The 22,873-nt window shown below is 59.8% G+C and carries 16 protein-coding genes and 1 pseudogene; 13 read left to right on the plus strand and 4 right to left on the minus strand.

Annotated features, from left to right (window positions below):
- From bamA to ASC85_RS07000, 3 genes are all read left to right on the plus strand, one after another.
- A partial coding sequence (gene bamA, locus ASC85_RS06990) for an outer membrane protein assembly factor BamA (RefSeq protein WP_082534329.1) occupies positions 1-1,257 on the plus strand: 1,257 nt, incomplete at its 5' end.
- Positions 1,258-1,364: 107 nt separating this feature from the next.
- Entirely contained in the window at positions 1,365-2,309 is a 945-nt protein-coding gene (locus ASC85_RS06995) for a glycosyltransferase family 2 protein (RefSeq protein WP_057448848.1), read from the plus strand.
- 25 nt (positions 2,310-2,334) lie between these two features.
- The gene (locus tag ASC85_RS07000) at positions 2,335-3,171 is read left to right on the plus strand and encodes an NAD-dependent epimerase/dehydratase family protein (protein WP_177343163.1); all 837 of its coding nucleotides are present in this window, start codon (positions 2,335-2,337) and stop codon (positions 3,169-3,171) included.
- A 626-nt stretch (positions 3,172-3,797) separates the two neighbouring features.
- Here the strand turns inward: ASC85_RS07000 and ASC85_RS07005 are convergent.
- The 4 genes and pseudogenes from ASC85_RS07005 to ASC85_RS33000 form a co-directional block, all read right to left on the minus strand.
- Positions 3,798-5,963, minus strand: coding sequence for a glycosyltransferase (locus ASC85_RS07005; RefSeq protein WP_082534330.1), 2,166 nt, complete (start codon positions 5,961-5,963; stop codon positions 3,798-3,800).
- Positions 5,956-6,642, minus strand: coding sequence for a 2OG-Fe(II) oxygenase (locus ASC85_RS07010; RefSeq protein WP_057448769.1), 687 nt, complete (start codon positions 6,640-6,642; stop codon positions 5,956-5,958). Before ASC85_RS07010 ends, ASC85_RS07005 begins: the two co-directional genes overlap by 8 nt.
- Positions 6,636-8,156 (minus strand): polysaccharide pyruvyl transferase family protein, encoded by a 1,521-nt coding sequence (locus tag ASC85_RS32995; protein ID WP_236712337.1) that lies wholly within the window; start codon positions 8,154-8,156, stop codon positions 6,636-6,638. The genes ASC85_RS07010 and ASC85_RS32995 overlap by 7 nt, the downstream gene beginning before the upstream one ends.
- Positions 8,136-9,359 (minus strand): annotated as a pseudogene (locus tag ASC85_RS33000) (ABC transporter ATP-binding protein); the annotation flags it as partial. The pseudogene ASC85_RS33000 and the gene ASC85_RS32995, both read right to left, overlap by 21 nt.
- Before the next feature lie 184 nt (positions 9,360-9,543).
- Here ASC85_RS33000 and ASC85_RS07020 point away from each other — a divergent pair.
- The 10 genes from ASC85_RS07020 (at position 9,544) to ASC85_RS07065 (ending at position 22,843) form a co-directional block, all read left to right on the plus strand.
- The gene (locus tag ASC85_RS07020) at positions 9,544-10,362 is read left to right on the plus strand and encodes an ABC transporter permease (RefSeq protein WP_057448771.1); all 819 of its coding nucleotides are present in this window, start codon (positions 9,544-9,546) and stop codon (positions 10,360-10,362) included.
- A 147-nt stretch (positions 10,363-10,509) separates the two neighbouring features.
- Positions 10,510-12,960 carry a glycosyltransferase gene (locus ASC85_RS07025; RefSeq protein ID WP_057448772.1) on the plus strand — a complete coding sequence of 817 codons (2,451 nt, stop codon included), beginning with the start codon at positions 10,510-10,512 and terminating at the stop codon, positions 12,958-12,960.
- A gap of 191 nt (positions 12,961-13,151) precedes the next feature.
- A complete protein-coding gene (locus ASC85_RS07030; RefSeq protein WP_236712335.1) occupies positions 13,152-15,560 on the plus strand; it encodes a phospholipid carrier-dependent glycosyltransferase in 2,409 nt (802 codons plus the stop codon).
- 12 nt (positions 15,561-15,572) lie between these two features.
- On the plus strand, positions 15,573-16,595 hold the full coding sequence (locus ASC85_RS07035; RefSeq protein ID WP_057448774.1) for a glycosyltransferase family 2 protein: 1,023 nt from the start codon (positions 15,573-15,575) through the stop codon (positions 16,593-16,595).
- Between the two features lie 92 nt (positions 16,596-16,687).
- On the plus strand, positions 16,688-17,374 hold the full coding sequence (locus tag ASC85_RS07040) for a class I SAM-dependent methyltransferase (protein WP_236712336.1): 687 nt from the start codon (positions 16,688-16,690) through the stop codon (positions 17,372-17,374).
- Positions 17,371-17,778: a GtrA family protein gene (locus ASC85_RS07045; protein WP_057448776.1), complete on the plus strand. Its 408-nt coding sequence runs from the start codon at positions 17,371-17,373 to the stop codon at positions 17,776-17,778. The genes ASC85_RS07040 and ASC85_RS07045 overlap by 4 nt, the downstream gene beginning before the upstream one ends.
- 2 nt (positions 17,779-17,780) lie before the next feature.
- Positions 17,781-19,064 (plus strand): NAD-dependent epimerase/dehydratase family protein, encoded by a 1,284-nt coding sequence (locus ASC85_RS07050; protein ID WP_082534332.1) that lies wholly within the window; start codon positions 17,781-17,783, stop codon positions 19,062-19,064.
- Positions 19,054-20,640 carry an FAD-dependent oxidoreductase gene (locus ASC85_RS07055; RefSeq protein ID WP_057448777.1) on the plus strand — a complete coding sequence of 529 codons (1,587 nt, stop codon included), beginning with the start codon at positions 19,054-19,056 and terminating at the stop codon, positions 20,638-20,640. The genes ASC85_RS07050 and ASC85_RS07055 overlap by 11 nt, the downstream gene beginning before the upstream one ends.
- On the plus strand, positions 20,637-21,746 hold the full coding sequence (wecB, locus tag ASC85_RS07060) for a non-hydrolyzing UDP-N-acetylglucosamine 2-epimerase (protein WP_057448778.1): 1,110 nt from the start codon (positions 20,637-20,639) through the stop codon (positions 21,744-21,746). The genes ASC85_RS07055 and wecB overlap by 4 nt, the downstream gene beginning before the upstream one ends.
- Positions 21,737-22,843, plus strand: a complete 1,107-nt coding sequence (locus ASC85_RS07065; RefSeq protein WP_057448779.1) for a glycosyl transferase — start codon at positions 21,737-21,739, stop codon at positions 22,841-22,843. Before wecB ends, ASC85_RS07065 begins: the two co-directional genes overlap by 10 nt.
- The last annotated feature ends 30 nt before the right edge of the window (positions 22,844-22,873 follow it).

Below are 22,873 nucleotides of genomic sequence, written 5' to 3' on the forward strand. Positions count from 1 at the left end.
CAGATGGAAGGTGGCTGGGCCTCGACCTACCTGATCGACCAGTCCAAGACCCGCCTGGAGCGCCTGGGCTTCTTCAAGGAAGTCAACGTCGAGACCCCGGCCGTACCGGGCGTCGATGACCAGGTCGATGTGAACTACAGCGTCGAAGAGCAGGCTTCCGGCTCGATCAGCGCCAGCGTCGGTTTCTCGCAAAGCGCCGGTCTGATTCTGGGCGGCTCGATCACCCAGAACAACTTTCTCGGCACCGGCAACTACGCCAGCCTGGGCCTGACCCGCTCGTCCTACCAAAGCAAGTACAACATCGGCTTTACCGACCCCTACTTCACGCCGGACGGCGTGAGCCTGGGTTACAACGCGTTCTATAACGCCACCGACTACAACGAATACTACGATGACGATAATTCGTACTATTCCATCAACAGCTACGGCGCCGGCACCTCCCTCGGCTACCCGATCAATGAAACCTCACGGTTGAATTTCGGCGTGACGGTGCAACATGACAGCATCGAACCAGGGACCTACAGCGCCGATGAGATCTACGATTTCATCGAGCGCGAAGGCAAGGACTTCACCAACTTCAAGGCCAACCTCGGCTGGTCGGAATCGACCCTGAACAAGGGCGTGCTGGCCACCCGTGGGCATTCGCAAAGCCTGAACCTGATGGCGACGGTGCCCGGCAGCGACCTGGGCTTCTACAAGATCGACTACACCGGGCAGACGTTCCTGCCGGTCAGCGACGCTACCTCGCTGCGCTTGCACACCAAGCTCGGCTACGGCAACAGCTACGGTTCGACCGACGGCCTGCCGTTCTATGAAAACTACACCGCCGGTGGCGAAGGCTCGGTGCGCGGTTTTGAAAGCGGCACCCTCGGCCCGCGCAACACACCGGCCACCGGCACCTATGCCAGTGCCGGCCAAGCGTACTACTCCGACCGGGACACCGAGTCACTGGGCGGCAACATACTCATCACCGGCGGCGTGGAATACCTGTTCCCACTGCCCTTCATCAAAGACAACAAATCACTGCGCACCTCGGTGTTCTGGGACGTGGGCAGCGTCTATTCCGACAAGTGCTACCTGAGCACCACCCAGGGATGCGACGGGGTCGATCTCAGCCAGATGGCCAGCTCGGTAGGGGTCGGGGTGACCTGGTATAGCCCGCTGGGCCCGTTGAGCGCCAACGTGGCCTTTCCGGTCCGAACGCCGGATTACGCTGATACGCAGGTGTTTCAGTTTTCCTTGGGGCAAACGTTCTGAAAGCGCTGGCCGGAACTGGTCGTAGGGCACGGACCTGCTATCTTGGATACAGACCTGAGTAGTTGCGATCCCATACGTATCCAGGTTTGAGCAATGGAGTGATGAAGTTGGAAGCAGTGGAACTGCTCGTTATTGATGAATGGAGCACATCATCTCTACGTGGCGAGTGTGATGTCATCATCGTCAATTACAATGCCGGTGAGCTTCTGTTGGCGTGTGTAAGGTCGGCGTTTGCCGCTGGCGCTTCCAGCGTGATCGTGGTGGACAACGACTCCCACGACGATAGTCTGATGCTGGTGGAGCGAACCCACGCTGTCGGCGACTCGCTTCAAATCGTACGCAATGCCGCCAACCTCGGCTTCGCCGTGGCGTGCAACCAAGGTGCCCGCCTGTCAGCGGCCCCCAATTTATTTTTCTTGAACCCGGACACCGTACTGGCCGCCGATGCCATAGACCACTTGCTGCTGGCGCTGCGTAGCGCGCCAGAGATCGGCATGGTCGGAGGGTTCCTGTGCAACCCGGACGGCAGCGAGCAAGCCGGTGGGCGCCGGGTATTTCCAACACCCAGACGCGCCTTCATGCGGGCTTTCGGACTTTCGCGGCTCTCAGGACTTTTCCCATCGCTGTTGTCCGACTTTTTATTGCACAAGGAGCCGCTACCCGGCACCCCCATTGTCGTTGAGGCCATTTCCGGGGCTTGCATGCTGGTCAAGCGCGAAGCGATCGAGAGTGTCGGGTTGTGGGACGAAGACTATTTCCTTCATTGCGAGGACCTGGACTGGTGCATGCGCTTCCATCAGGCCGGCTGGCGCGTGTTGTTCGTGCCAGATGCCCGGGTGATGCATGTATTCGGTGGCTGCAGTCGCCAGCGTCCCTATTTCGTCGAATGGCACAAACACCTGGGGATCCTGCGTTTCTATCGCAAGTTTTTCCGCCGCAAATACCCTGCAGTGCTATGGGTCAGCGTGGTGATCGGAGTCTGGTTTCGATTCAGCCTGATGGTCCTTCGCCACGCGGCTACCCGGTTTAAACATGCATGGAACCCACGATAAGAGACCTCAATTGCGGATAGGAATATTGGGCGGCTCCAGCCTCTTGGGCGAGCACACCCTGCCATTGCTGGCACAAACCGGTCTCCCGACGAGCGTCTTCACTCGAAGCCTGCCCACGGTGTCCTGCCCCGGTGTGACGTGGCGAAATGCTGACGACTGGCACGGACTGACGCTGGACACCTTCCTGTCATTCGCCCCCGCCTGGGTGGTACCCGACTATCTGGAGCGCCTGGCCAGCGCCCGCGTCAAGCGCGTTGTCGTGCTGTCCTCCACAAGCCGTTTTGCCAAGCAAACATCGCCCGATGCTCGGGAACGGGACGTGGCGCAACGCTTGATACGCGCAGAAGAACAGCTTGAGCAGTGGGCGATCGAACGACAAGTCGAATGGGTGATCCTGCGACCGACCATGATCTATGGCTTTGGTCGCGACAAGAACATCTCGCAAATAGCACGTTTCATTCAGCGCTTCGGATTTTTCCCGCTTATCGGGGGCGGAACCGGACTGCGCCAGCCGGTGCATGCTGGTGACGTGATCCAGGCGTGCCTGTCCGCCATGAGTACGCCTGGCTTGCCCAGTGGCGGCTACAACCTCTCAGGGGGGGAAGTCTTGCCGTATCACACGATGGTGAGGCGAATATTCCAGGCCATGGGACGTCCGGAGCGAACGCTGCCCCTCCCTGCACAGGTATTAAGCCGGGGCGTTTCGATCATGCGGTGTCTGCCACGCTATCGACATCTTTCAAGTGCGCTGGTGGCGCGGATGAACGAGGACTTGGTGTTTGACCATTCGCCCGCCAGTGATTGGCTTGGTTTTGCTCCCAGGGCGTTTCATCTGATGGGTGAGGATTTGCCTGGTCGATAGGTGGGATGGTTTGGGTCTGGATTGCTTAGGGAAAAAAAGGTGCTTCTCTGGGGCGGGGTGTATATCCGTTGCTGCGGTAACGGCCACTTAGGGTTCCGCCCAACGGCGGGTCACTTTTGAAGAGCCCGGAAGCCGGCCCAGTCAAAAGTAACCAAAACGCTTCTGCCCCACCACTCGGTGCCTCGCCTAGGCTCGGCATGCCTGAACGAAGGTATTGCTCCGTGGGCCGCCGCGAAGGGCCATCCATGGCCCAGCGCGGCTAACCCGAGATCAACGTCCACGCCGAGGCGGCCTAGTAGCCGACCTGGCTCTCCCGGCCGTACACCCATCAGAACTGTGGGAGCAAAGCTTGCTCGCGAGACGGCCTGACAGCCGACCTGGCTCTCTCGGCCGTACCCCGATCCAATTGTGGGAGCAAAGCTTGCTCGCGAGGCGGCCTGACAGCCGACCTGGCTCTCTCGGCCGTACACCCATCAGAACTGTGGGAGCAAAGCTTGCTCGCGAGGCGGCCTGACAGCCGACCTGGCTCTCTCGGTCGTACCCCGATCCAATTGTGGGAGCGAGCTTGCTCGCGACGGCGGTGTCACAGTCGATGAGGATGTTGAATGTGATGGCCTTGTCGCGATCTAGCCCTTGTCCCCTGTCTCCACCCCAGGCTCGTCGCGATGAACGTGGGCTTGCCAAGCGCCCCATTTGCTTTCGAAGTACGCCTGGTTTTTGTCCCAGAGGGCCTGGTACTCACCGCTGGCGATCAGCTTCCTGAACGAAGCCTGCCCGTAATGATGGATAAACGCGTCTTCGGCGCAGACCGTCCGGTAGCCAGCCGCCTGCACGCGACGGCTGTAGTCGTCGTCCTCGAACATTCCGATACCGAATGCTTCATCCAGATACCCCACCTCTTCGAGAATGCCTCGGCGAAAGGCGACACAAAACATGGCGAGCATCGAGATATCGAACGACTGCCCCTTGTGGGCTTTGGTGTAGCAGTCTGAAAAATCTTGCATCTGCTGAATGCCGGTGTAGGAAACTTCGATTTTCGCTTCGTTTCCTACCGCATTCGTGACCGGTCCCACCAAGCCGATGCTCGGGTCTCTCAAATGCCTGACCAGCGGATCCAGCCAGCCGTCTGGCACTACCGTGTCGTTATTGAGCAACAGCAGGATGTCACCATCGGCTTCTCGCAAGCCCTGGTTATTGGCCGCAGCGAAGCCTCGGTTGTCCGGGTTGATGATGACCTTCGCGGTCGGCACTTCCTGGCGCAGGCGTTCAAGATAATCGCCCGTACCGTCCTCCGAGCCGTTGTCGACGACAATGAGCTGGTAATTGGGCCAGGTGGTATTACGCAGAATGCTGTTTACACATTGAATCGTCAGATTGAGGTTGTTGTACGTCACGAGCACGATGGAGACTTTTTCATACAGCCCGACGATAGCCAGTTGCATGCTATCGAATCGATCTTTCCAATCATTGGCCCGGGCAAGTTCTACGCGTCGTTTGTACAAGGCCAGGTCGCGCTCGGCCAAGGCACGCTCGATCTGCTCGATGAACTCATCGACCCCGGTTGCGAAGTACAACAGGTCTTTGTAAATGCTCATCTCCGTCAAAGGCGTGGAGATCACCGGCTTGCCTGCACTGATGTACTCGTAGAACTTCACCGGATCGACCGCATGCGTCACGTTGTAGAGCCTGAAGGGAATCAGGCAGGCATCGAAATGATCCAGGTAAAGCGGCATTTGCGAGTAAGGCTTCCTGCCCAGCAACTGGACATTGGGCTTGTGCTCAAGGCCCGCCAGATCGTCGACAAAAATATCCCCCACCAGGATGAAGTTCCACTCTGGCCGCCTGTCTGCCAACGCCGCCAGCAAGGGATAATCGAGCCATTGCGCCAGGGCGCCGTAGTAGCCAATGACAGGCCCGGCAAACCCGCTCAGTACATCATTGGTAAAGCAGTGCTGCCGAAAAAAAGCAAAATCCACCGCGTTTCGGACCAGTACGCAGCGTGGGTTATGGGCGCCCCACTTCTGGTAAAGCAACGCGGCGGAAACCGTCACCAGGTCGGCCTGGGCAATCAGGGTCTTTTCCTCGCTCAGCAGCTGTTCGCCGATGTTCGGGAAACCATCCCAGTCATCCATGCAGTCATAGAGAATGCGCCAGCCATGCATGGCTCGCAGGCTGAGTGCCACGGGGCTCCAGTAAGTAATATGCACTACCGAGAGGGCGGTTCTTATCTGCATATCGGCGACCAGTGCGGCCATGGCGAGCAGCAAAGCCTGATGATTCTCAGGCGTCACCACTTTTTCGTAATACGCCTCTTGCACATCACGCTGCAGCGCCACTTCAAAAATATTGGGCGCCACTGAGGTCAACCGATAGAGCTGTCCCTGTTCCGGCACGCTGGAGGGGACGATATAAAACACCCGGTAACCATTGATCGCAAACTGGTTCATCAACTGTTGCGGTCGCTGGAAGCGTGCAGCCCACTCAATGTTGGCGAAGCAGAGAATATCCAGGCGCCCTTTCGTGGTGAAATCCGGGGCCACGTCAGGGTTCGGCAACGGCTGCGGTGCGGCCGGGTAGACGATTGCAGCGGCCGTCTCGGGGAATTCCTGCGTGGCGCTAAAACCATAACGCATCAACCGGAAAAGCGAGCGCAGCGGTCGGGTGAAACGCCACGAACGGGTGTTTTGCAGGAAGTCGACTTTTGCCAAGGCAATATCGCGCTCATTGATCGCCGCATCTCTTTGAGCCAAGGCGGCGTCGCGGTCGATCAAGGTGCTGTCGAGCTTAAGCACGTGGGTATCCATGCAGTGGAGTGCTGTCGCCCGGCGGCCACATGGAACTGAGGGCCCCCGGTCGGTAGAACGTTGCCGTCAGGCTACGGCGGGAGGAATGACAGCCGCTCACCACGGGCGTGACAGCATGCCAGGAGTTATCCGAACGCACCAGGATCGCCGAGTTGCCCACCAGGGGCTCGATCTCGGCCGCCACGGCAGTGGGATCGTTGCGGTGCAGGATGTTCAGGCACCCGCCGTCGTTGCGATCCCAGGACTCATTGAAATACAGGATATGGGTGACCAGTTTATCGGGCAGGTCCGGATGGGCCCCCAGGCTCGCGCCAGGACCGTAATGAAAAACGTTGACCTCCATCGGCACGCTGCGCAGATCAATCCCGGCCAGCTCCGACATGGCCTCTCGATAGCCCGCCGAGCCAAGATCCTGCGCCAGCCTCAACCACGCCTCGCTCAGTTCTTCGGGGAAAGCGATGGTATGGGTGCCCATGTCTACAAGGGCGCGGGCCTCGTAGTCATAGTTTTTTTCACCACCATAGCCACTCACCGTCTTGAAGTGATCATGAGGGAAGGTCGCCGCCAACGCGGCGGCATCCTCGGCCGAATACAGACGGCCGATTTCAGCCCATGAGAACGGGTGAGACTTTAGCGCCGCTGGCGTGAGACGAGAGAGATCTAGCATTGTCTGTTCTTGTTCGCTGTCAGGTTTCTGATACCACGGGCGATGGAACGCAGTGGCGCGGTCATTCGGAATGAATTGGAATTCTGCAACTCAAGCATCCTGGCGTCACTGAGGGCCAGTTGCTGACTGAGCTGGGCAATCCGTTGTTGCTGGGCAAGCGCCTCTACTGCCGGCTCCGGCGCCGGCTCGATGACCTCAGGCTCCGGCACGGTGGGGCTTACCGGACACTCAGCCGGCAATGGATCACGCCCCTCGGCCGCGGCCTCGAGCAGGTTGGGTAGATGCTGTAGAAATGCACCCAATACAGGCTGGGACGAGGTTTTACCCTGGCGGATGATCGCCGCAACCCGGTCCCAGTGCTCGACCAGCCGATCCGCCGCCGCACGCGCCGCGGGCGATGGCCGGGTCTTGCCCACGCGCGCGAGGAACCATTGTGGGTCGACCGTCGCCGCGTCCGGCAACGCATGGAGTGAATCGAACTCCGCCAGCGCCGTGTACTTGCCCGTGGTCAGATCCGCCGAGCAGAACACCGGGACGCCAAACGCCAAAGCGGTGATTGCCAGGTGATAGCTATGGCCGATCACCGCTTGGGCCTGGCTGAGAATTTCCGCCATCAGCAACGGCTCTGGCCAGAACGACAAGGTGATGGCCTGGGGCAGGCGCGCCGCAATGACCGACGGATCATCACCCAGGACAGGGCCAATCGGCACCACCAGGAACTGATAGCCCTGGAACGCCTCGGCGTGGTCTTCGAACAGTTTTACAAAAGATTCCACCACATGAATGGCGTGGATCACGATGTAGGGCCCGGTCAGCCCGGCCTGCTCGCGCAGGCGAACGAACTCGGCGCAAGGCTGCTGCTCATCGATCAGGCGGGGCAAGCCGAACGCGGTGTCGGGCAGCACTTCGATCTCGGCCTGCTGGGTGAGCGCCCCGAGGGCATCGCGCGACAGGCCATCACGGACTCGCACGTACTGGCTCTGCTCAAGAGCCATCGTCAACAACGGCCTGGCCCAGTCGGGAATACTGTTGCAATGCATCCCGGGGGCATTCCACATGACCGGAACCCCGTGCTGCTGCGCAATGAGCGCAGGGGTCAACCAATAACCGGTAGGGTGATGGATATTGGCGGTTGTCGGACCATAGCCGTGGGCAACGACTTTATCGAAGCGGATCAGGAAGCCACCGCCGATCAAAACACCATCCAGGCTGGCCGCTACATGAGGCAACTGCGTCAACGACGTCACCGCATAGGGCCATTCAGATCGGGTTTTCCCATGATAGGAAAACCGATGCAGGTTGACTGAACCCAAGCGCCGGGCCAACTCCGCCTCGGCAATGATCGGAAACAGCAGGTCACCGTAGTTTTCTACATCAAAGGTTCCGAATATAGCGACCTGCCACGTGCGCTCGTCCAGGTGTTGCGTCAAAACCTTCTCTCCTTGAGTCCCGCAGGCCTTGGCAAGCGCCTCGACTGGTCGACGGTCGATCCTCTGCAAGCCCAGGTCGACCATGCCCAGGAAATTCTTGTGGTTCGGCAACATGTCGAACGCCAAGGGCGCCACCTGCTTCTCGATCAGTTGCGAGGTGTCTTCCGTCGCGCCGTGCAACAGCTTGAGCGTGACATGATAGCGCCCCTCGGCGAGGTTGGCCGGGAAGCGCACCGTGATCGCTGTGCGCCGCCAGCCATTCTCGGCCGGGCCTGGTTGCAGTGCGAAGTTGCCCCCGCCGATCACCAGCAGCCTGGCTTCCTGGATGGTGAAGCTGATGTTGGGTTGCGTGATCGACTCATGCAGCAACGCCTCGACGCGGATCTCGATGTCGTCGCCATACAGGTAACTGGAGGAGAGCTGCTGGGTGTTGGTGAAGCAGGCAGCGCTGATGTGCCCCTCTTCGGTCCCAAAGGCCATCCCCTCCTGCCCGCCCATGAATGACTTGCGCGTAACCGGTATGACCCCGCCACTGGCCCAGCGGCGTTGCTCGTCGCGCATGTCGAGCAAATGCAGCTCGGCCATTTCATCGGGCGAACCGCTGGCAACGACCCGGCCTGCGCGCAGATAGATGACCCGATGGCAAAAGCGCTTGACCATGCTCATGTCATGGGAGACGAACAGCAGGGTCGTGCCTTTGGCAGCCAGTTCTTCCAGCCGATTCAGGCATTTGAATTGAAACGAGGCATCGCCGACGGAAAGGGCCTCATCGACGATCAGGATCTCGGGCTCGACACAGACCGAAACGGCGAAGGCCAGCCGTACCAGCATTCCGCTGGAATAGATTTTGGTGGGCTGGTCGATAAAGTCGCCGATATTGGCAAAGGCGAGGATGTCATCGAAGCGAGCGTCGATTTCCGAGCGACTCAAGCCCAGCACCGCCGCATTCACATAGACGTTTTCCCGGCCGGTGAACTCCGGATTGAAACCGGACCCCAGCTCAAGCAACGCCGCAATCCGGCCATGCCCCTGGACACTGCCCCGGGTCGGCATCAACGTTCCGCAGATCAGTTGCAACAGGGTGGATTTACCACTGCCATTACGGCCGATGATACCAACGGTCTCCCCCCTTGCGATGGTCAGGGAAACATCGTCCAGGGCCCAGAACTCGCGATAGAAACGCTTCCTGCCACGCACCAGCATCTGCAACAGGCGGTCCTTGGGCGCATCGTAGATCTGATAACACTTGCTCAGGTTTTCGGCGCAGATGGCCACTTCAAACGACATCGGCAAAACCCTTCCATGAATCACGGCCATTATTGCGGCGTTACTGAATAAGTCCTTCGCTGGGTGCTGCGGATGAGTTAAGCACAGATGGGATAAAAAACTGCGAATGAATCTACACTTGGCCTACCCTCCATGAGGATGCGACTCAAGGAGCATCCGCTATTGTCTTAAGGATCAAGCACCGATGCAGTCGTTCAGCACGTCCCCTGCCGCCATGGTCAAGAGTGTCCTGATCAATCGAATATTGATCTACGTGTTGATCCGCAGAGAAGTCATCGGTCGCTACAAAGGCTCGATGCTCGGTATTTTATGGTCGTTCTTCACGCCGGTTTTCATGCTGGTGGTCTACACGTTCGTGTTCAGCGTTGTCTTCAAGGCCCGCTGGTCTGGCGGCGGAGAATCCAAGAGCGAATTCGCCCTGGTGCTGTTCGCTGGCCTGCTGGTGTTCAACCTGTTTTCCGAGTGCGTGAACCGTGCGCCGGGCCTGGTGCTGGCCAATACCAACTACGTCAAGAAGATTGTGTTCCCACTGGAAACCCTGCCCCTGGTGTCCCTCGGTGCAGCGCTGTTCCACATGGGTGTCAGCGTCCTGGCCTGGCTGGTCTTCTATATCGTCCTGTTCGGTACCCCACCGGTAACCGCTCTTCTGCTACCGGTGGTGCTGTTCCCGTTGGTACTGCTGACGCTGGGTATCTCCTGGTTTCTCGCCTCGATAAGCGTCTACCTGCGCGATATAGGCCAGTTCATCGGCATTATCATCACGGCGATGCTGTTTCTCTCACCGATTTTCTATCCACTCTCGACCCTGCCCCAAAGCTATCAGGTCGCCCTGCAGGCAAACCCCCTGACGCTGCCGGTGGAAATGGTTCGCGATGTCATGTTCTGGGGCAAGGCGCCACAATGGGAGCACCTGGCCGCTTATTCGGCGATCTCGGTGCTGATTGCGTGCTCAGGGTTCGCCTGGTTCCAGAGGACACGCAAAGGCTTTGCCGACGTCATATGACGCTTGTATGCGTGGCGCCCCGTCCAGCAACCGCTATGATGATTCATGGCACGGCTGGAGCCTGGGCCTGTCTGTTGATTGAAGCCAACATCGATCCTGAAAGACCGAGTATGCGTTGCCGTATTGACCAAAGGACCAGAAAACCGCATGGACCAGATCAACCGTCTTGTTGATTGCATTGACAAATTGACTCGCTCAACACAATCCAGATCCATCGAAGCCTTGCAACTGGTCAAGGAAATCGAGAATCGAGATCGGCTTATCAAACAACTGAACCTGGGTTCACAAGCGCTTCGCACCCGCCTGTCACTTCAAGAAGGCAAGGCCGGGCGGTTGCGCGAGCAACTGCGGGTGGCCGAACAGCGTCGCAAAGACGCCGAGGCATTGCTGCGGACCAAAGAGCGCGAGGCGGTGGCGCTTTCCGATTGGGCAGTGGATCTACGCGCCCAACTGGCGGCCAAGCAGGTTGAGCTGTTCAAGCTTTCGGACTGGGGAAACGCCATTGAACGTGCACCGCTGCGCTATTCGATACGCAAGCAGCTGTATAGGTTATCGCGCCGGATCTACGCCTGGTTACCGCTCTCCGCACACCAGAAAAGCAAGCTGGCGCATCGGCTCCGAAGCTGGTTGAAACGCACCAGGGCAACGCCTGGCGAGCCAGAGACAGCCGTCAGCGTCACCCAACTGCAAACCCTGCCACCGCCGGTCGATATTGCCGTGCCGTCCAGCCATGGGCAGCCCATGATCCTGATGTTCGGCGTGATTGACTGGCACTTCCGCATCCAGCGTCCGCAAAACCTGGCCAAGGAGTTGGCCCGGGCCGGACAAACGACTTTTTATATCTCGAACCACTTTATCGACGATGATGCCCCCGGCTTCGAGGCAGAGCCCTTGGAGGGCTCCAACCGGCTGTTCCAGATCCGGTTCAAGGTGCGCGGCGCACCGGCCATTTATCATGCCCCGCCGTCAACAGCGGCGATCCACCAGTTGCGCCAAGGCCTGGCCATGCTTCTGGAGTCGGCGAACGGCGGTGCCGTGGATTGCATCGTCCAACACGCCTACTGGTTCCCGCTGGCAAGGCGTGTCCCCAACTCCACGCTGGTCTATGACTGCATGGATCACCATGAAGGCTTTGGCAACGTTGCCCAGGAGTTGCTCGACCTTGAAATCGCCCTCATGCGCAGGGCGGATTTGCTGGTGGCGACATCCGACTGGATCGAACAACACGGCAAGCGGGAAAACCGCAACGTCGAGGTGATCCGCAACGCCTGCGAGTTCAGCTTCTTCAGCCAACGTCCCGACAAGGTCTATCGGGACCCCGCCAACAGAAAAATCATTGGCTACTACGGCGTCATTGCCGAATGGTTCGACCTGGACCTGGTCAAGCAAGTCGCCCAGGCCTTCCCAAAACACCTGATACTGTTGATCGGCAGCGATACCGTCCAGGCGAAAAAATACTTCAAGGCCTGCCCGAATGTGGTCCTGGAAGGCGAAGTCCCGTATGCCTCCCTACCTTATTATCTCTATGCCATGGACGTTTGCCTGTTGCCGTTCAAGGTCATGCCTTTGACCCTCGCCACCAATCCGGTCAAGGTCTATGAATACCTGAGCGCGGGAAAACCGGTGGTCTCGGTGAAACTGCCGGAGTTGAGCCAGTTCGGCAAGCTGGTCTGGGCGGTTGAAGAGCCGACTGAGTTCATCTCGGCCATACGCGATGTGCTGGACGCAGCGCCAGAAGCCAGCGCCACGCTAAAGGCGCGCCAATCGTTCGCCCGGGGCCAGACCTGGCAGCATCGGGCCGCCAGCTTGCGCAAGGCCATCGCAACATTGCCCCAGCCCAAAGTCAGCGTCGTGGTGTTGACCTACAACAACCTCGAACTGACCAAGGCCTGCCTCGACAGCCTGTTGACCCAGAGCCAATACCCGAACCTTGAAATCATCGTTGTCGACAACCACTCCAGCGACCAGACCCCGGCCTACCTCACCTCCTGGGCCAAGGGGCATCCAGACCGGATCGTCATCCTCAACCCGGACAACAAGGGATTTTCCGCCGGTAACAACCTGGGCCTCGCGGCAGCCAGTGGCGACTATCTGGTTGTCCTGAACAACGACACGGTCGTCACCGCCGGCTGGATCAAAGGCTTGATCCGTCATCTGCGGGACAACAAGGAAATCGGCATCATCGGCCCGATCACCAACAACATCGGCAATGAGGCCAAAGTCAGCACCGGCTATGACCGGATAGAAGACATGCCCGCCGAAGCCGCGCAAATGACCCGCGCGCGCATGGGTGAGTGGTTCGAAATCAACACCCTGGCCTTTTTCTGCGTGATGTTTCCGCGCTCGACCTACGAGCAGATCGGTGGCCTGTGCGAAGAATATGGCCTGGGGTTCTTCGAGGATGACGATTACTGCCGCCGCGTGCAGCGGCGTGGCATGCGCGCGGCCTGTGCCGAGGACGTCTTCGTTCACCACCAACTGTCCGCCTCGTTCGACACCTTGGGTGCCAAGAAAAAACAGGCGCTTTTCGAAAAGAACCGGGCGATCTACGAGAGCAAGTGGGGATCCTGGGTCCCGCACACCTACCGAGATGTATAAGCACCCCTTTTGCATGCGCAGCAGATGAATTTGTGGCGAGGGGCTTTATCCCCGCCGGGCTGCGAAGCGGCCCTGAACCCAGCCACCGCAGCGTGCCAGGTTGGTTGCATTCAGCCTTTTTGGGGCTGCTTCGCAACCCAGCGGGGATAAATCCCCTCGCCACAATGAATCAAACAAGCCGAGAGGATATTTTGCCCAGATACAGCCTGAAGTACGCAGTGGTGTTGTTGGTTCTACTGGCGAGTACGGTGGTCGGCGTATACGGTTTTTCGACGCTTGAACTGGCGTCCATGAACAGCGGCACCCGGACGATATTGCTGTGCCTGGCAGGCCTGGCCGCCCTCACCGTCTTCACTCGCAAGCCACCGATCATTCTTTGCCTGGGTCTGCTGGCGTGCCTGTCCATTGCCTGCGCACAGATTTGGCCGGTGATGGTCGTCGCGGTGTTCGCACTGTCTTCGACCGTGCTCGGCAGGTGGCTGCTCAGGCAGGACGCCTTGGACGACTGGAGCGTCCACCTGCTGGTGGGAGCCGGTACGTTCGGCACACTGACAGGCCTGGCGGCCTACTTGCCGATCAACTACCCCTGGTTGTATGGCGCGCTGCTGTTGTTGCCGCTTGTATTGGGGCGCAGACACGTCACGTCGATAGGCCGTGAACTGTTGCGGCAAATCCAGGCCAGCCGCTCAGCGCAAACACCCCTCCAGACGGGGCTCGACGTACTGATCTGCAGCTTCGCCTGCCTCTACGTGTTGGTCGCCTTCATGCCGGAGGTTGGGCATGACGCGTTGGCCATGCACCTCTTTGTCCCGTCACACCTGGCCCAACAGCATCAATGGAAGTTCGATGCAAACACCTATGTGTGGGCGGTCATGCCCATGCTGGCCGACTGGATCTACAGCATTGTCTATTTGCTGGCCGGTGAAACAGCCTCGCGCCTGAGCAACAGCGCGTTCACCCTGCTGCTGGCCTGGCAAATCCGCAATATGACCCTCTGGGCCGGAGGCTCCGCCACAAGCGCCCGCTGGGCCAGCCTGATCTTTCTGTCAACGCCCCTCGCCTTCGCTGAAAGCAGCAGCCTGCACATCGAATCGGCGTGGACCGCCTTCATGATGGCCGGGACGCTGGCGATCCTGAAGGTCTCAAGCTTCACGCCGGAGCCCAGGGAGCGCCTGTCGCAATTGCTCCTGGCCGGCCTCCTGCTGGGCTTCGCCATGGCGACCAAGGCCGTGACCTTGAGCGTCCTGCCGGTCCTGCTGGCGATCCTCTTGCTGCACTACAAGGCCTGGGCTGTCCCAGGAATCGTCAAGACACTCCTGCTGGGCTGTATCGCCCTGATACTGGCCGGTGCTACCCCTTACGTCTCTGCCGGGTACTTGACCGGCAACCCCGTGTTCCCGTTTTTCAATGCCATTTTTCATTCGCCGCTCTGGCCGAACATCAACTTCGAACCACCGGCCATTTTCGGTACCGGGGTGACCTGGGACACCCTCTATCGAATGGTCTTCAAGTCGCCTCAGTTCATCGAGGGGCGGGTTGGTGCGGCAGGCTTTCAATGGCTGCTTTTGCCCACGGCAGCCGTCGCCGTGCTGTTGAGCGGCAACAAGAAAGCCCTGTGCATTCTCCTGGTCGGCGCCGGCGCGATGTTCATGACGTTCCACTCAACGGCCTACCTGCGTTATGTGTTCCCCTCCTTCGCACTGTTCTCAGTGATCCTGGCCCTGCCCTTTTCCGACGCCAGGATCTTCCCGCGCAGCCTCGCCATCGTGGCCGGTGCCGTGTTGATCCTGACCAATACCCGTTTCATCCAGGCCGCGACTTACTATGGTGAAATCAAACCCTCGGCACTGTTGAGCACGGCAGGTCGGGATGCCTATCTGTTGGAACGCCTGCCCATCCGAAAAATGGTCGACACCGTCAACGCCTTGAATACCGGGCATCAGCCCGTGGCGGTCTTTGCGTCGCCGTTGATGGCGGGTTTGCATGGCGATGCCCTCTACGCCTCGTGGTACAACCTGAAATGGAAAAGCGAATTCGACGCGGCGGCCTCGCCATCAGAACTTGCCCAGCGCTTGCGCCGGCGCCAGGTGAGCTGGCTGGTGATCGACCTCAAGTCCCTTCCCCAAGCACCACTCGATCGGCTGCTCGCGGTGTCCACGTCGTATGCCAGACTGGGTGACATGGAACTGCGCAAGCTCAATGACACCCACGACGAACACCTGCTCAACCCAGAACTGTCCAGCCTCGAAGGCTGGAGCCTGACGTCACCTTCGACCTATGACGCGGCGCGCAAGATCCTGACCGTCAGTGTCAAGACACCGGCAACCCAACGTGTCGACGTGACGCCGGGGCTGATGTACATCAACAGCGTGTCGGCACGCTGCGCAACGACAGCCACGGCCGGAAGAATCCAGGCCAATTGGATGGACGAACAAGGCGACTTCATTACCGCCAGCATCGAGACGTTTGACTGCACCACGCAATGGGAGACCCATGAGATGAACGTCGTAGCCCCTGCCAATGCCACGTCCGTGATCATCTATGCATCCGGGCATACCGACACTCCCCTGGAGTTCAAGTCACTTTCATTCAGGCAATAGTTGGCGATATCGATGAACTCAAAAACAGCGCTTTTCACGGACGAGCAACGCGTCGCCGTCGTCATCCCCAGCTATCGGGTCACGGCTCATATAGGCGCCGTCATAGCGGCCATAGGGCCGGAGGTCTGGCGTATCTACGTGATCGACGATGCCTGCCCGGACGGTTCAGGCGGGCATGTCCTGGCCTCCTGTAACGACCCTCGGGTCAAGGTGCTGCCCCATGACGTCAACAAAGGCGTGGGCGGTGCGGTCATGACCGGCTATCGAGCCGCCCTCGACGACGGCGCGAGTATCATCGTCAAAATCGATGGGGACGGCCAGATGGACCCAACCCTGATCCCGCTGTTCATCGAGCCGATCCTGGGGGGAGAGGCCGACTACACCAAGGGCAATCGGTTTTTCGATCTGGAAGAAGTCCAATCGATGCCGCGCATTCGCCTTTTCGGCAACGCCGTGTTGTCGCTGATGGCCAAACTGTCGACGGGTTACTGGGATCTGTTCGACCCCACCAACGGCTACACGGCGATTCACCGTGACGTCGCCAGGCTGTTACCCCTGGACAAGGTCAGCCAACGCTACTTTTTCGAGACCGACATTCTGTTCCGCCTGAACACCGTGCGCGCCGTCGTGGTGGATATTCCAATGGAAGCCCGATACGGCGACGAGGTCAGTCACCTCAAGATCTCGAAAATCGTCGGTGAATTCCTGTTCAAACACCTGCGCAATTTCACCAAGCGCGTGCTCTACAACTATTATCTGCGCGACATGTCCCTGGCTTCGATCGAACTGCCGATCGGGATTCTCATGTTCTTGTTCGGCATCTTTTTCGGCAGTTATCACTGGTATGAATCGGCGCAGAATGGCATCGCGACGCCAGCCGGCACCGTGATGCTCAGCGCACTGCCCATGCTCATGGGGTTGCAACTGATCATGGCGTTCCTCGGTTATGACATCGCCTCCGTACCCAGCAGGCCACGGCAATCCAGGCGTGGTAGAGCAACCTCATTGCGGGAAGAAAACTCATTAAAGCGCTGAGAGATTTTTTATCGGACCCGTCGCTCAAGGCATTGGACGTCGATGGCAGCGAACGCCTCGAACTTCACGGCAAAGTGCTTGAACGCAAGCGAATGCTTCGGGAAGTCTTCGTAGAGTTCCACCATGCGTTTCATCGCCTGGCGGACCGCCATTTCAAGGTCGAAGGTCTTGAGGTGGAGTTGGGGGCGGGCATCGCGCCCATGCGCAATTCGTACCCTGATGTATTGGCGACCGACATTGTCGCCACCGAGCAACTGGACATGGCGCTCAATGCCGAGGCAATGAGCCTGGACGATCACTCGGTCAGGGCTTTTTACGGCCAGAACTGTTTTCACCACTTCCCTCATCCCGATCGTTTCTTCACGGAGCTGGAAAGAACCCTCAAGATCGGCGGCGGCGCCATTTTGATCGAACCCTTCCACGGCCCCTTTGCCGCTTTTCTCTATAAGCGCCTGTTCAAGTCCGAAGGCTTCGACATGCACTTCCCGTCTTGGGAAACCCCGTCGACCGGGCCCATGAACGGCGCCAACCAGGCCCTCAGCTACATCGTCTTCGCTCGCGACAGGCAGGCGTTCGAGCGCAAGCACCCGGGCCTGGAAATCGTCCACCAGGAAATCTGCGGCAATTATCTGCGCTACCTGATTTCCGGTGGCTTGAACTTTCGCCAGTTGCTGCCCGACGCGCTGATCCCTGTGCTCAAGGTCGTTGAAAAACTGCTGTATCCGTTGAGACGGGTATTGGCGCTGCACCACATCGTGGTCATCCGGAGGAAGTCTTGACCTTTATCCGGTACGGCGCCATCCAACTCGTGGCTTATGCGTTGGACATGGGAACCTTTTTGCTGTTGATGGCCTTGTTCAACGATCAACCCGTCCTGGCCAACATCGCCGGTAAAGGCGTCGCCGGTGTGTTCGCGTTCTTTTTGCATCGGCACTTCACGTTCCAGTCGACCGGGGGCAGCAGCAAGGTTCAAGCGGTGCGCTATTTCTCATTGCTTGCCATCAATATTCCGCTCGCTTCGGCGCTGTTCAGCGTGGCGCTGTATTTCGTCAACAGCCCTGCCCCGGTGAAATTCGTCTCCGACGTGGTCTGTGTGGCCCTGACCTACTGGATCAGCAAACTGTTCGTGTTCCATTCCGCCGCGCGCCCGCCTGTTCCCGCTGACCGCGCCGAAGGCGCATGACGATGAAGCTACTGATTACCGGCGCGACAGGCTACATCGGACAACGCTTGTCAGCCCTCGCGGCGGCAAGCGGACACGAGGTCGTGTGCGCCACGCGCCAGCCGTGCCCCACCGTCTACACCTGGCTGCCTTATGACCTGCGGGGCCCGGCGCCCGAGTGCCCGGCGGGCACCCAGGTGTTGATCCATTTGGCGGCCGACACATGGACAAGCGCTGACGCCGGCGCGGACGACGAAATAAAGGCGGCCCAGGCACTGATCCGTTGCGCCCAACAAGGCTCGGCCAGGTTCATTTTCATCTCCAGTCAAACCGCCGAGGCCACGGCCCCTGGCGTTTATGGCCGGACCAAGTGGCGTATCGAACAGCACGTGCTGGCCGCCGGGGGCAGCGTGATCCGTCCCGGCCAAGTGTATGGCGGCCCCGAACGCGGGCTCTTTGGCCTGTTGTCAGGGCTGGTGCGTCGAAGCCCGTTTATTCCGATCCTGATGCCGGCGCCTGGCGTACAACCTATTCATGTCGACGACCTGGCAGCCTCGATACTGGCGGTCGTCGAGCGGAACGACATTCACGCCGAGATCCTCAATCTGGGCGCCGTGCAGCCGGTTGCCTTTGGCCGCTTCCTGATGTCGATTGCCGCGCACCGGGTGCGTGCCGCTCGCCTGCCAGTCCCTCTGCCAGTGGCATTGCTCAGGCTATTGCGCCTGTCACTCGGACGATCCTTGAGCGCGAAATTGGGCCTGGAGCGAATTTTTTCCCTCATCCACCTGCCGCCCATGGACAGCGCGCGTTCCCTGCAAAAACTCGGCATCCAGTTGCGCCCCCTTGCCCACGGCATGCATCGCTCCGGCCATGGGCAACGTCGTGGGCTTCTGCAAGAAGCCGCGGTGCTTTTGCACTACCTGCTCAAACGCCCGCCGCAAAAAAGCCTGGTCAGTCGTTACGCCAGGGCGTTGGAACGTGCGGGCAAAACCCGATCCATCATTCACTCACGCTTGCTGATGCGCTGGCCGATATTCCTGGCGCTCTTGGACAATCCCGGTGTCCTGCACCAGCCCGAAGGCCAGGAACTGGCCTGGCGCCTGCAGATTGCACTCGGTATTGCCGAAGCCAGCCCCCAGGGGGCGCAGGTGTTTCTCGGCACCCAACCGCCGCGCAGCCTGATCGCCACGCTGGTTGCGCTGGGACTCACCTCGGTCAAAGCGCTGGCGTGGAAGATAGCGGCGCTGTTAGGCCGCCCCTTTGCCCGCCAGTTGTTGCTTGGAAGTGAAGCCCACCGTGAAGCCTGAATTTGATGTGATCATTGTCGGCAGCGGCCCGGCCGGGACTTCGGCGGCCTATCCGCTGGTCAAGGCGGGCCTGAACGTCCTGATGGTCGATGCCCAGGCCGATACAGGCTCAGCGACGCCGCCGACGCGTCCATTTCTCAGCGCCAGGGCAAACGATGAGCATCAGTGGAAATGGATGATCGGCGAAAACTTCCACGCCTTGAACCAACTGGACGCGGTATCGCCCAAGCTGAAGACGCCGACCCACGCCCATGTCTTCGAGGGGTTCAGCGCACGCAATCGCATCGAGACCGACAACTTTATCGGCATCGGTTCACTGGCCACCGGAGGCCTGTCCAACGCCTGGGGTTGCGGCGTGGCAACGCTCGGGGCCAGCGACTTTGCCGGGCTGCCCATCGATTGTTCCGAGATGCAGGCATCCTATGAAACGGTATCTCGCCGGATCGGTATCAGTGGCCGGATCGACGACGACCTCTCAAGCTACTTCGGTCTCGACGAGTGGTCGCAACCGCCCCTGCCATTGGACACACTGCACCAGCGCCTGCTCGATCAGTACACCCGGCGCCGATCGGCTTTTCCCGACTTGGGGTTTCGCCTTGGCCGCTCCAGGGTCGCCGTCTTGAGCCAGCCGCTGGACGAGCGCAAGGCCTGCGACCTGTCTGGAAACTGCTTGTGGGGCTGCCAGAACCAGGCCTTGTATAGCGCCTCGCAAGAGCTGCAAAAACTCAAGCAATACCCTGGGTTCCAGCACGTCCAGGACTTCCTCGTGGAGGATCTGCAGAAACTGGACGGTGCCTGGGCGATCACCGACCATCGCTCCGCCCGGCGCTTCTGCGGTACGCGCCTGCTGCTGGCGGCGGGGACCCTGGCCACGACCCGGCTCGCCCTCAAGAGCCTGAAACATTCGGCCCCGATCCCACTACTGTCATCACCGACGGCCGCCTTCCTGCTGTGGCTGCCAAAAATGCTCGGAACCCCAAGGGGGTCGACATTCGGCCTGGGCCAGCTATCGTTTGCCTTGGCGCTGACGGCCAGTACCACGGCTTTCGGTTCGACGTTCAGTACCACAGGCTTGCCGATGACCGAGTTTGTCAGCCGGATCCCCATGAGCAAACGCTACAGCATCGAACTGCTGAAAAACCTGCTCAGCGCTTGCCTCGTCGGGAACATCTTCCTTCCCGGGCACCTGTCCAACAACACCGCGGTCTTGCGCCCCGACGGTACGTTGCGCATCGACGGCCAAGTGCATTCCGAGCTTCCCGGGCTCATGAAAACTGCCGAGGCAACGCTGCGCCGGATCTACTGGAAAATGGGCGCGCTGTTGATGCCCATGAGCTTCACCGTCGGCAAGCCGGGGGCGGATATCCATTATGCGGGAACCCTGCCCATGCACTCGACGCCCAGGATCGGGCAGACCGATCGCCTTGGCGAAGTCGCGGGCCTTGGCGGTGTGCATATTGTCGACGGCGCCTGCCTGCCCAGCCTTACCGAGAAATCCCACACGCTGACCCTCATGGCCAACGCGGACCGGATAGCACGCTCACTCGTAACAATGATAGGAAATCAAAAGGCATGACCCGCAAGGTACTCTGCATCGTCGGTACGCGTCCGGAGGCCATCAAAATGGCACCGGTGATCAAGGCGCTCCAGGCCCAAGACAATATCGTTTGTCGGGTGCTCGCCACTGCCCAGCACCGAGATCTGCTGGACCAGGTGCTTGAGGGCTTCGCAATCACCGCCGACCTGGACCTGGACATCATGCGCCCCAACCAGTCATTGGCGGCGCTGACCTCACGCTTGCTGCTGGAACTCGACGGCGTACTGCAAGCCGAGAAACCGGATGTCGTGCTGGCTCAAGGCGACACGACCACGGTCATGAGTGCTGCACTGGCGTGCTTCTACCTGCGGATTCCCTTTGGCCATGTCGAAGCGGGCCTGCGTACCGGGGACCTCGGCAATCCGTTCCCCGAAGAAGCCAACCGGGTGATCGCCAGCAAGCTGACCCGCTGGCATTTCGCGCCCACCCAGCAAGCCGTGGACAACTTGCTGCGCGAGGGTGTCGCCACCAGCGATATCACCCTGACCGGCAATACCGTGATCGATGCCTTGCTGATGACTGCCGCACAAGACTGCGCCTTGGCTATCCCACTGGACGCCAGCAAACGCCTGGTGCTGGTGACCGCCCATCGCCGGGAAAACTTCGGCGAACCGTTCCAGAATATCTGCCAGGCAATCAAGCACCTGGCCGAACGGAATCCGGACATCCAGATCCTCTATCCCGTCCATCCCAACCCGAACGTCAAGGATGTCGCGCACCAACTGCTCGGGCGGACCCCGAACATCATCCTCTGCGCACCGCTGGATTACGCGCCGTTCATCGCGGTAATGAAGCGCTCGTACCTGATCATCAGTGACTCCGGGGGCGTGCAGGAAGAAGCCCCGGCCCTGGGCAAACCGGTGCTGGTCCTTCGAGAGGAAACCGAACGCCCGGAGGCGGTCGACCTCGGCGTGGTCAAGCTGGTCGGCGCCAACCGGGACACCATTGTCGAAGCAGCCCAGCGGCTGCTCGATGATCCGCAGGCTTATCAGGCCATGGCACGCGGGGTGTCCCCCTATGGCGACGGTAAGGCCGCCGCGCGCATCGTCGACGTTTTAAGGCAGCACTTGCAGCCATGCGCATGATCTACCTGTCCCCATTGCCATGGGCCAGCTTCAGCCAGCGCCCCCATCACTTCATCAACTGGTATCACAACCAGACCGGGGCGCCAGTACTCTGGATCGATCCGTACCCGACGCGTTTACCCACGCCGAACGATTTCAAGCGCAAGCCGCCTGTTGCCGATCAGCAAAGCGTCGCCGTTCCACCCTGGTTGCAGGTCTGCAAACCCCGGAGCTTACCCATCGAGCCCATTCCGGGCTCGGCCATGCTCCTCAAGCGACTGTGGCGCAACCTGTTCAAAGAGGCCGCGGCATTTTCCGCAGAAGGCCCATGCATGATCTGTGTCGGAAAACCTTCCGAACTGGCCCTGCAACTGCTCGCCCTCATCCCTGCAAGCCATGCCGTCTACGATGCCATGGATGATTTCCCGGCCTTTTATCAGGGCCTGTCACGCAGATCCATGGAACGCCGCCAGGCACAGCTCATTCGACGGGTATCCAAAGTACTGGCGTCCTCCAACCCCCTTCGCGACAAACTCCTGGGCACAACCGACCAGGTGGAACTGGCCCTCAATGCCTGTGACATGCACGCACTGGCGCCGGTCGAAAGCCTGGACTTCGGTGCCAAACAACAGGTACTCGGCTACGTTGGCACGTTGGGGCGTTGGTTCGATTGGGAGCTGGTCATCGCGCTGGCGCAGGCCAATCCTGGAAACCGCATCCGGCTGATCGGCCCCCTCTTCACACCACCGCCTTGCGTATTGCCCGCCAACATCGAGCTGCTCGCCGAATGCTCCCACGCCAGTGCAATCGCCGCCATGGCAACGTTTTCGGTGGGTTTGATCCCGTTCAAGCTCAGCCGCCTGACCGCCTCGGTCGACCCGATCAAATACTACGAATACCGCGCCCTCGGCCTGCCCATCATCTCCACTCGCTTCGGTGAAATGGCCCTGCGCGACCGGGAACCGGGGGTCTGGATCGTGGATGAAGGCACCGATCTGGGTAAAACCGCCACGGAAGCACTCGCCAGCCAAAGCGACCGCTCGACTGTTCAACAATTTCGTCAGGCGCACCTTTGGGCTCAGCGTTTTTCTGCGATCAATCTCAAAAACGGCCAATAACGGCCGATACCCAGGATAAGACCCCGCGAC

This window comes from Pseudomonas sp. Root401 (assembly GCF_001425105.1).
Taxonomy (GTDB): domain Bacteria; phylum Pseudomonadota; class Gammaproteobacteria; order Pseudomonadales; family Pseudomonadaceae; genus Aquipseudomonas; species Aquipseudomonas brassicacearum.

Excerpts from the sequence above, each read along its gene's own strand:
- wecB (WP_057448778.1), top strand. The coding sequence starts at position 20,637 with ATGACCCGCAAGGTACTCTGCATCGTCGGTACGCGTCCGGAGGCCATC.
- ASC85_RS07025 (WP_057448772.1), top strand. The coding sequence starts at position 10,510 with ATGGACCAGATCAACCGTCTTGTTGATTGCATTGACAAATTGACTCGC.
- ASC85_RS32995 (WP_236712337.1), bottom strand. The coding sequence starts at position 8,156 with ATGGTCGACCTGGGCTTGCAGAGGATCGACCGTCGACCAGTCGAGGCG.
- ASC85_RS07050 (WP_082534332.1), top strand. The coding sequence starts at position 17,781 with ATGAAGCTACTGATTACCGGCGCGACAGGCTACATCGGACAACGCTTG.
- ASC85_RS07010 (WP_057448769.1), bottom strand. The coding sequence starts at position 6,642 with ATGCTAGATCTCTCTCGTCTCACGCCAGCGGCGCTAAAGTCTCACCCG.
- ASC85_RS07020 (WP_057448771.1), top strand. The coding sequence starts at position 9,544 with ATGCAGTCGTTCAGCACGTCCCCTGCCGCCATGGTCAAGAGTGTCCTG.
- ASC85_RS07035 (WP_057448774.1), top strand. The coding sequence starts at position 15,573 with ATGAACTCAAAAACAGCGCTTTTCACGGACGAGCAACGCGTCGCCGTC.
- ASC85_RS07065 (WP_057448779.1), top strand. The coding sequence starts at position 21,737 with ATGCGCATGATCTACCTGTCCCCATTGCCATGGGCCAGCTTCAGCCAG.
- ASC85_RS07040 (WP_236712336.1), top strand. The coding sequence starts at position 16,688 with ATGCTTCGGGAAGTCTTCGTAGAGTTCCACCATGCGTTTCATCGCCTG.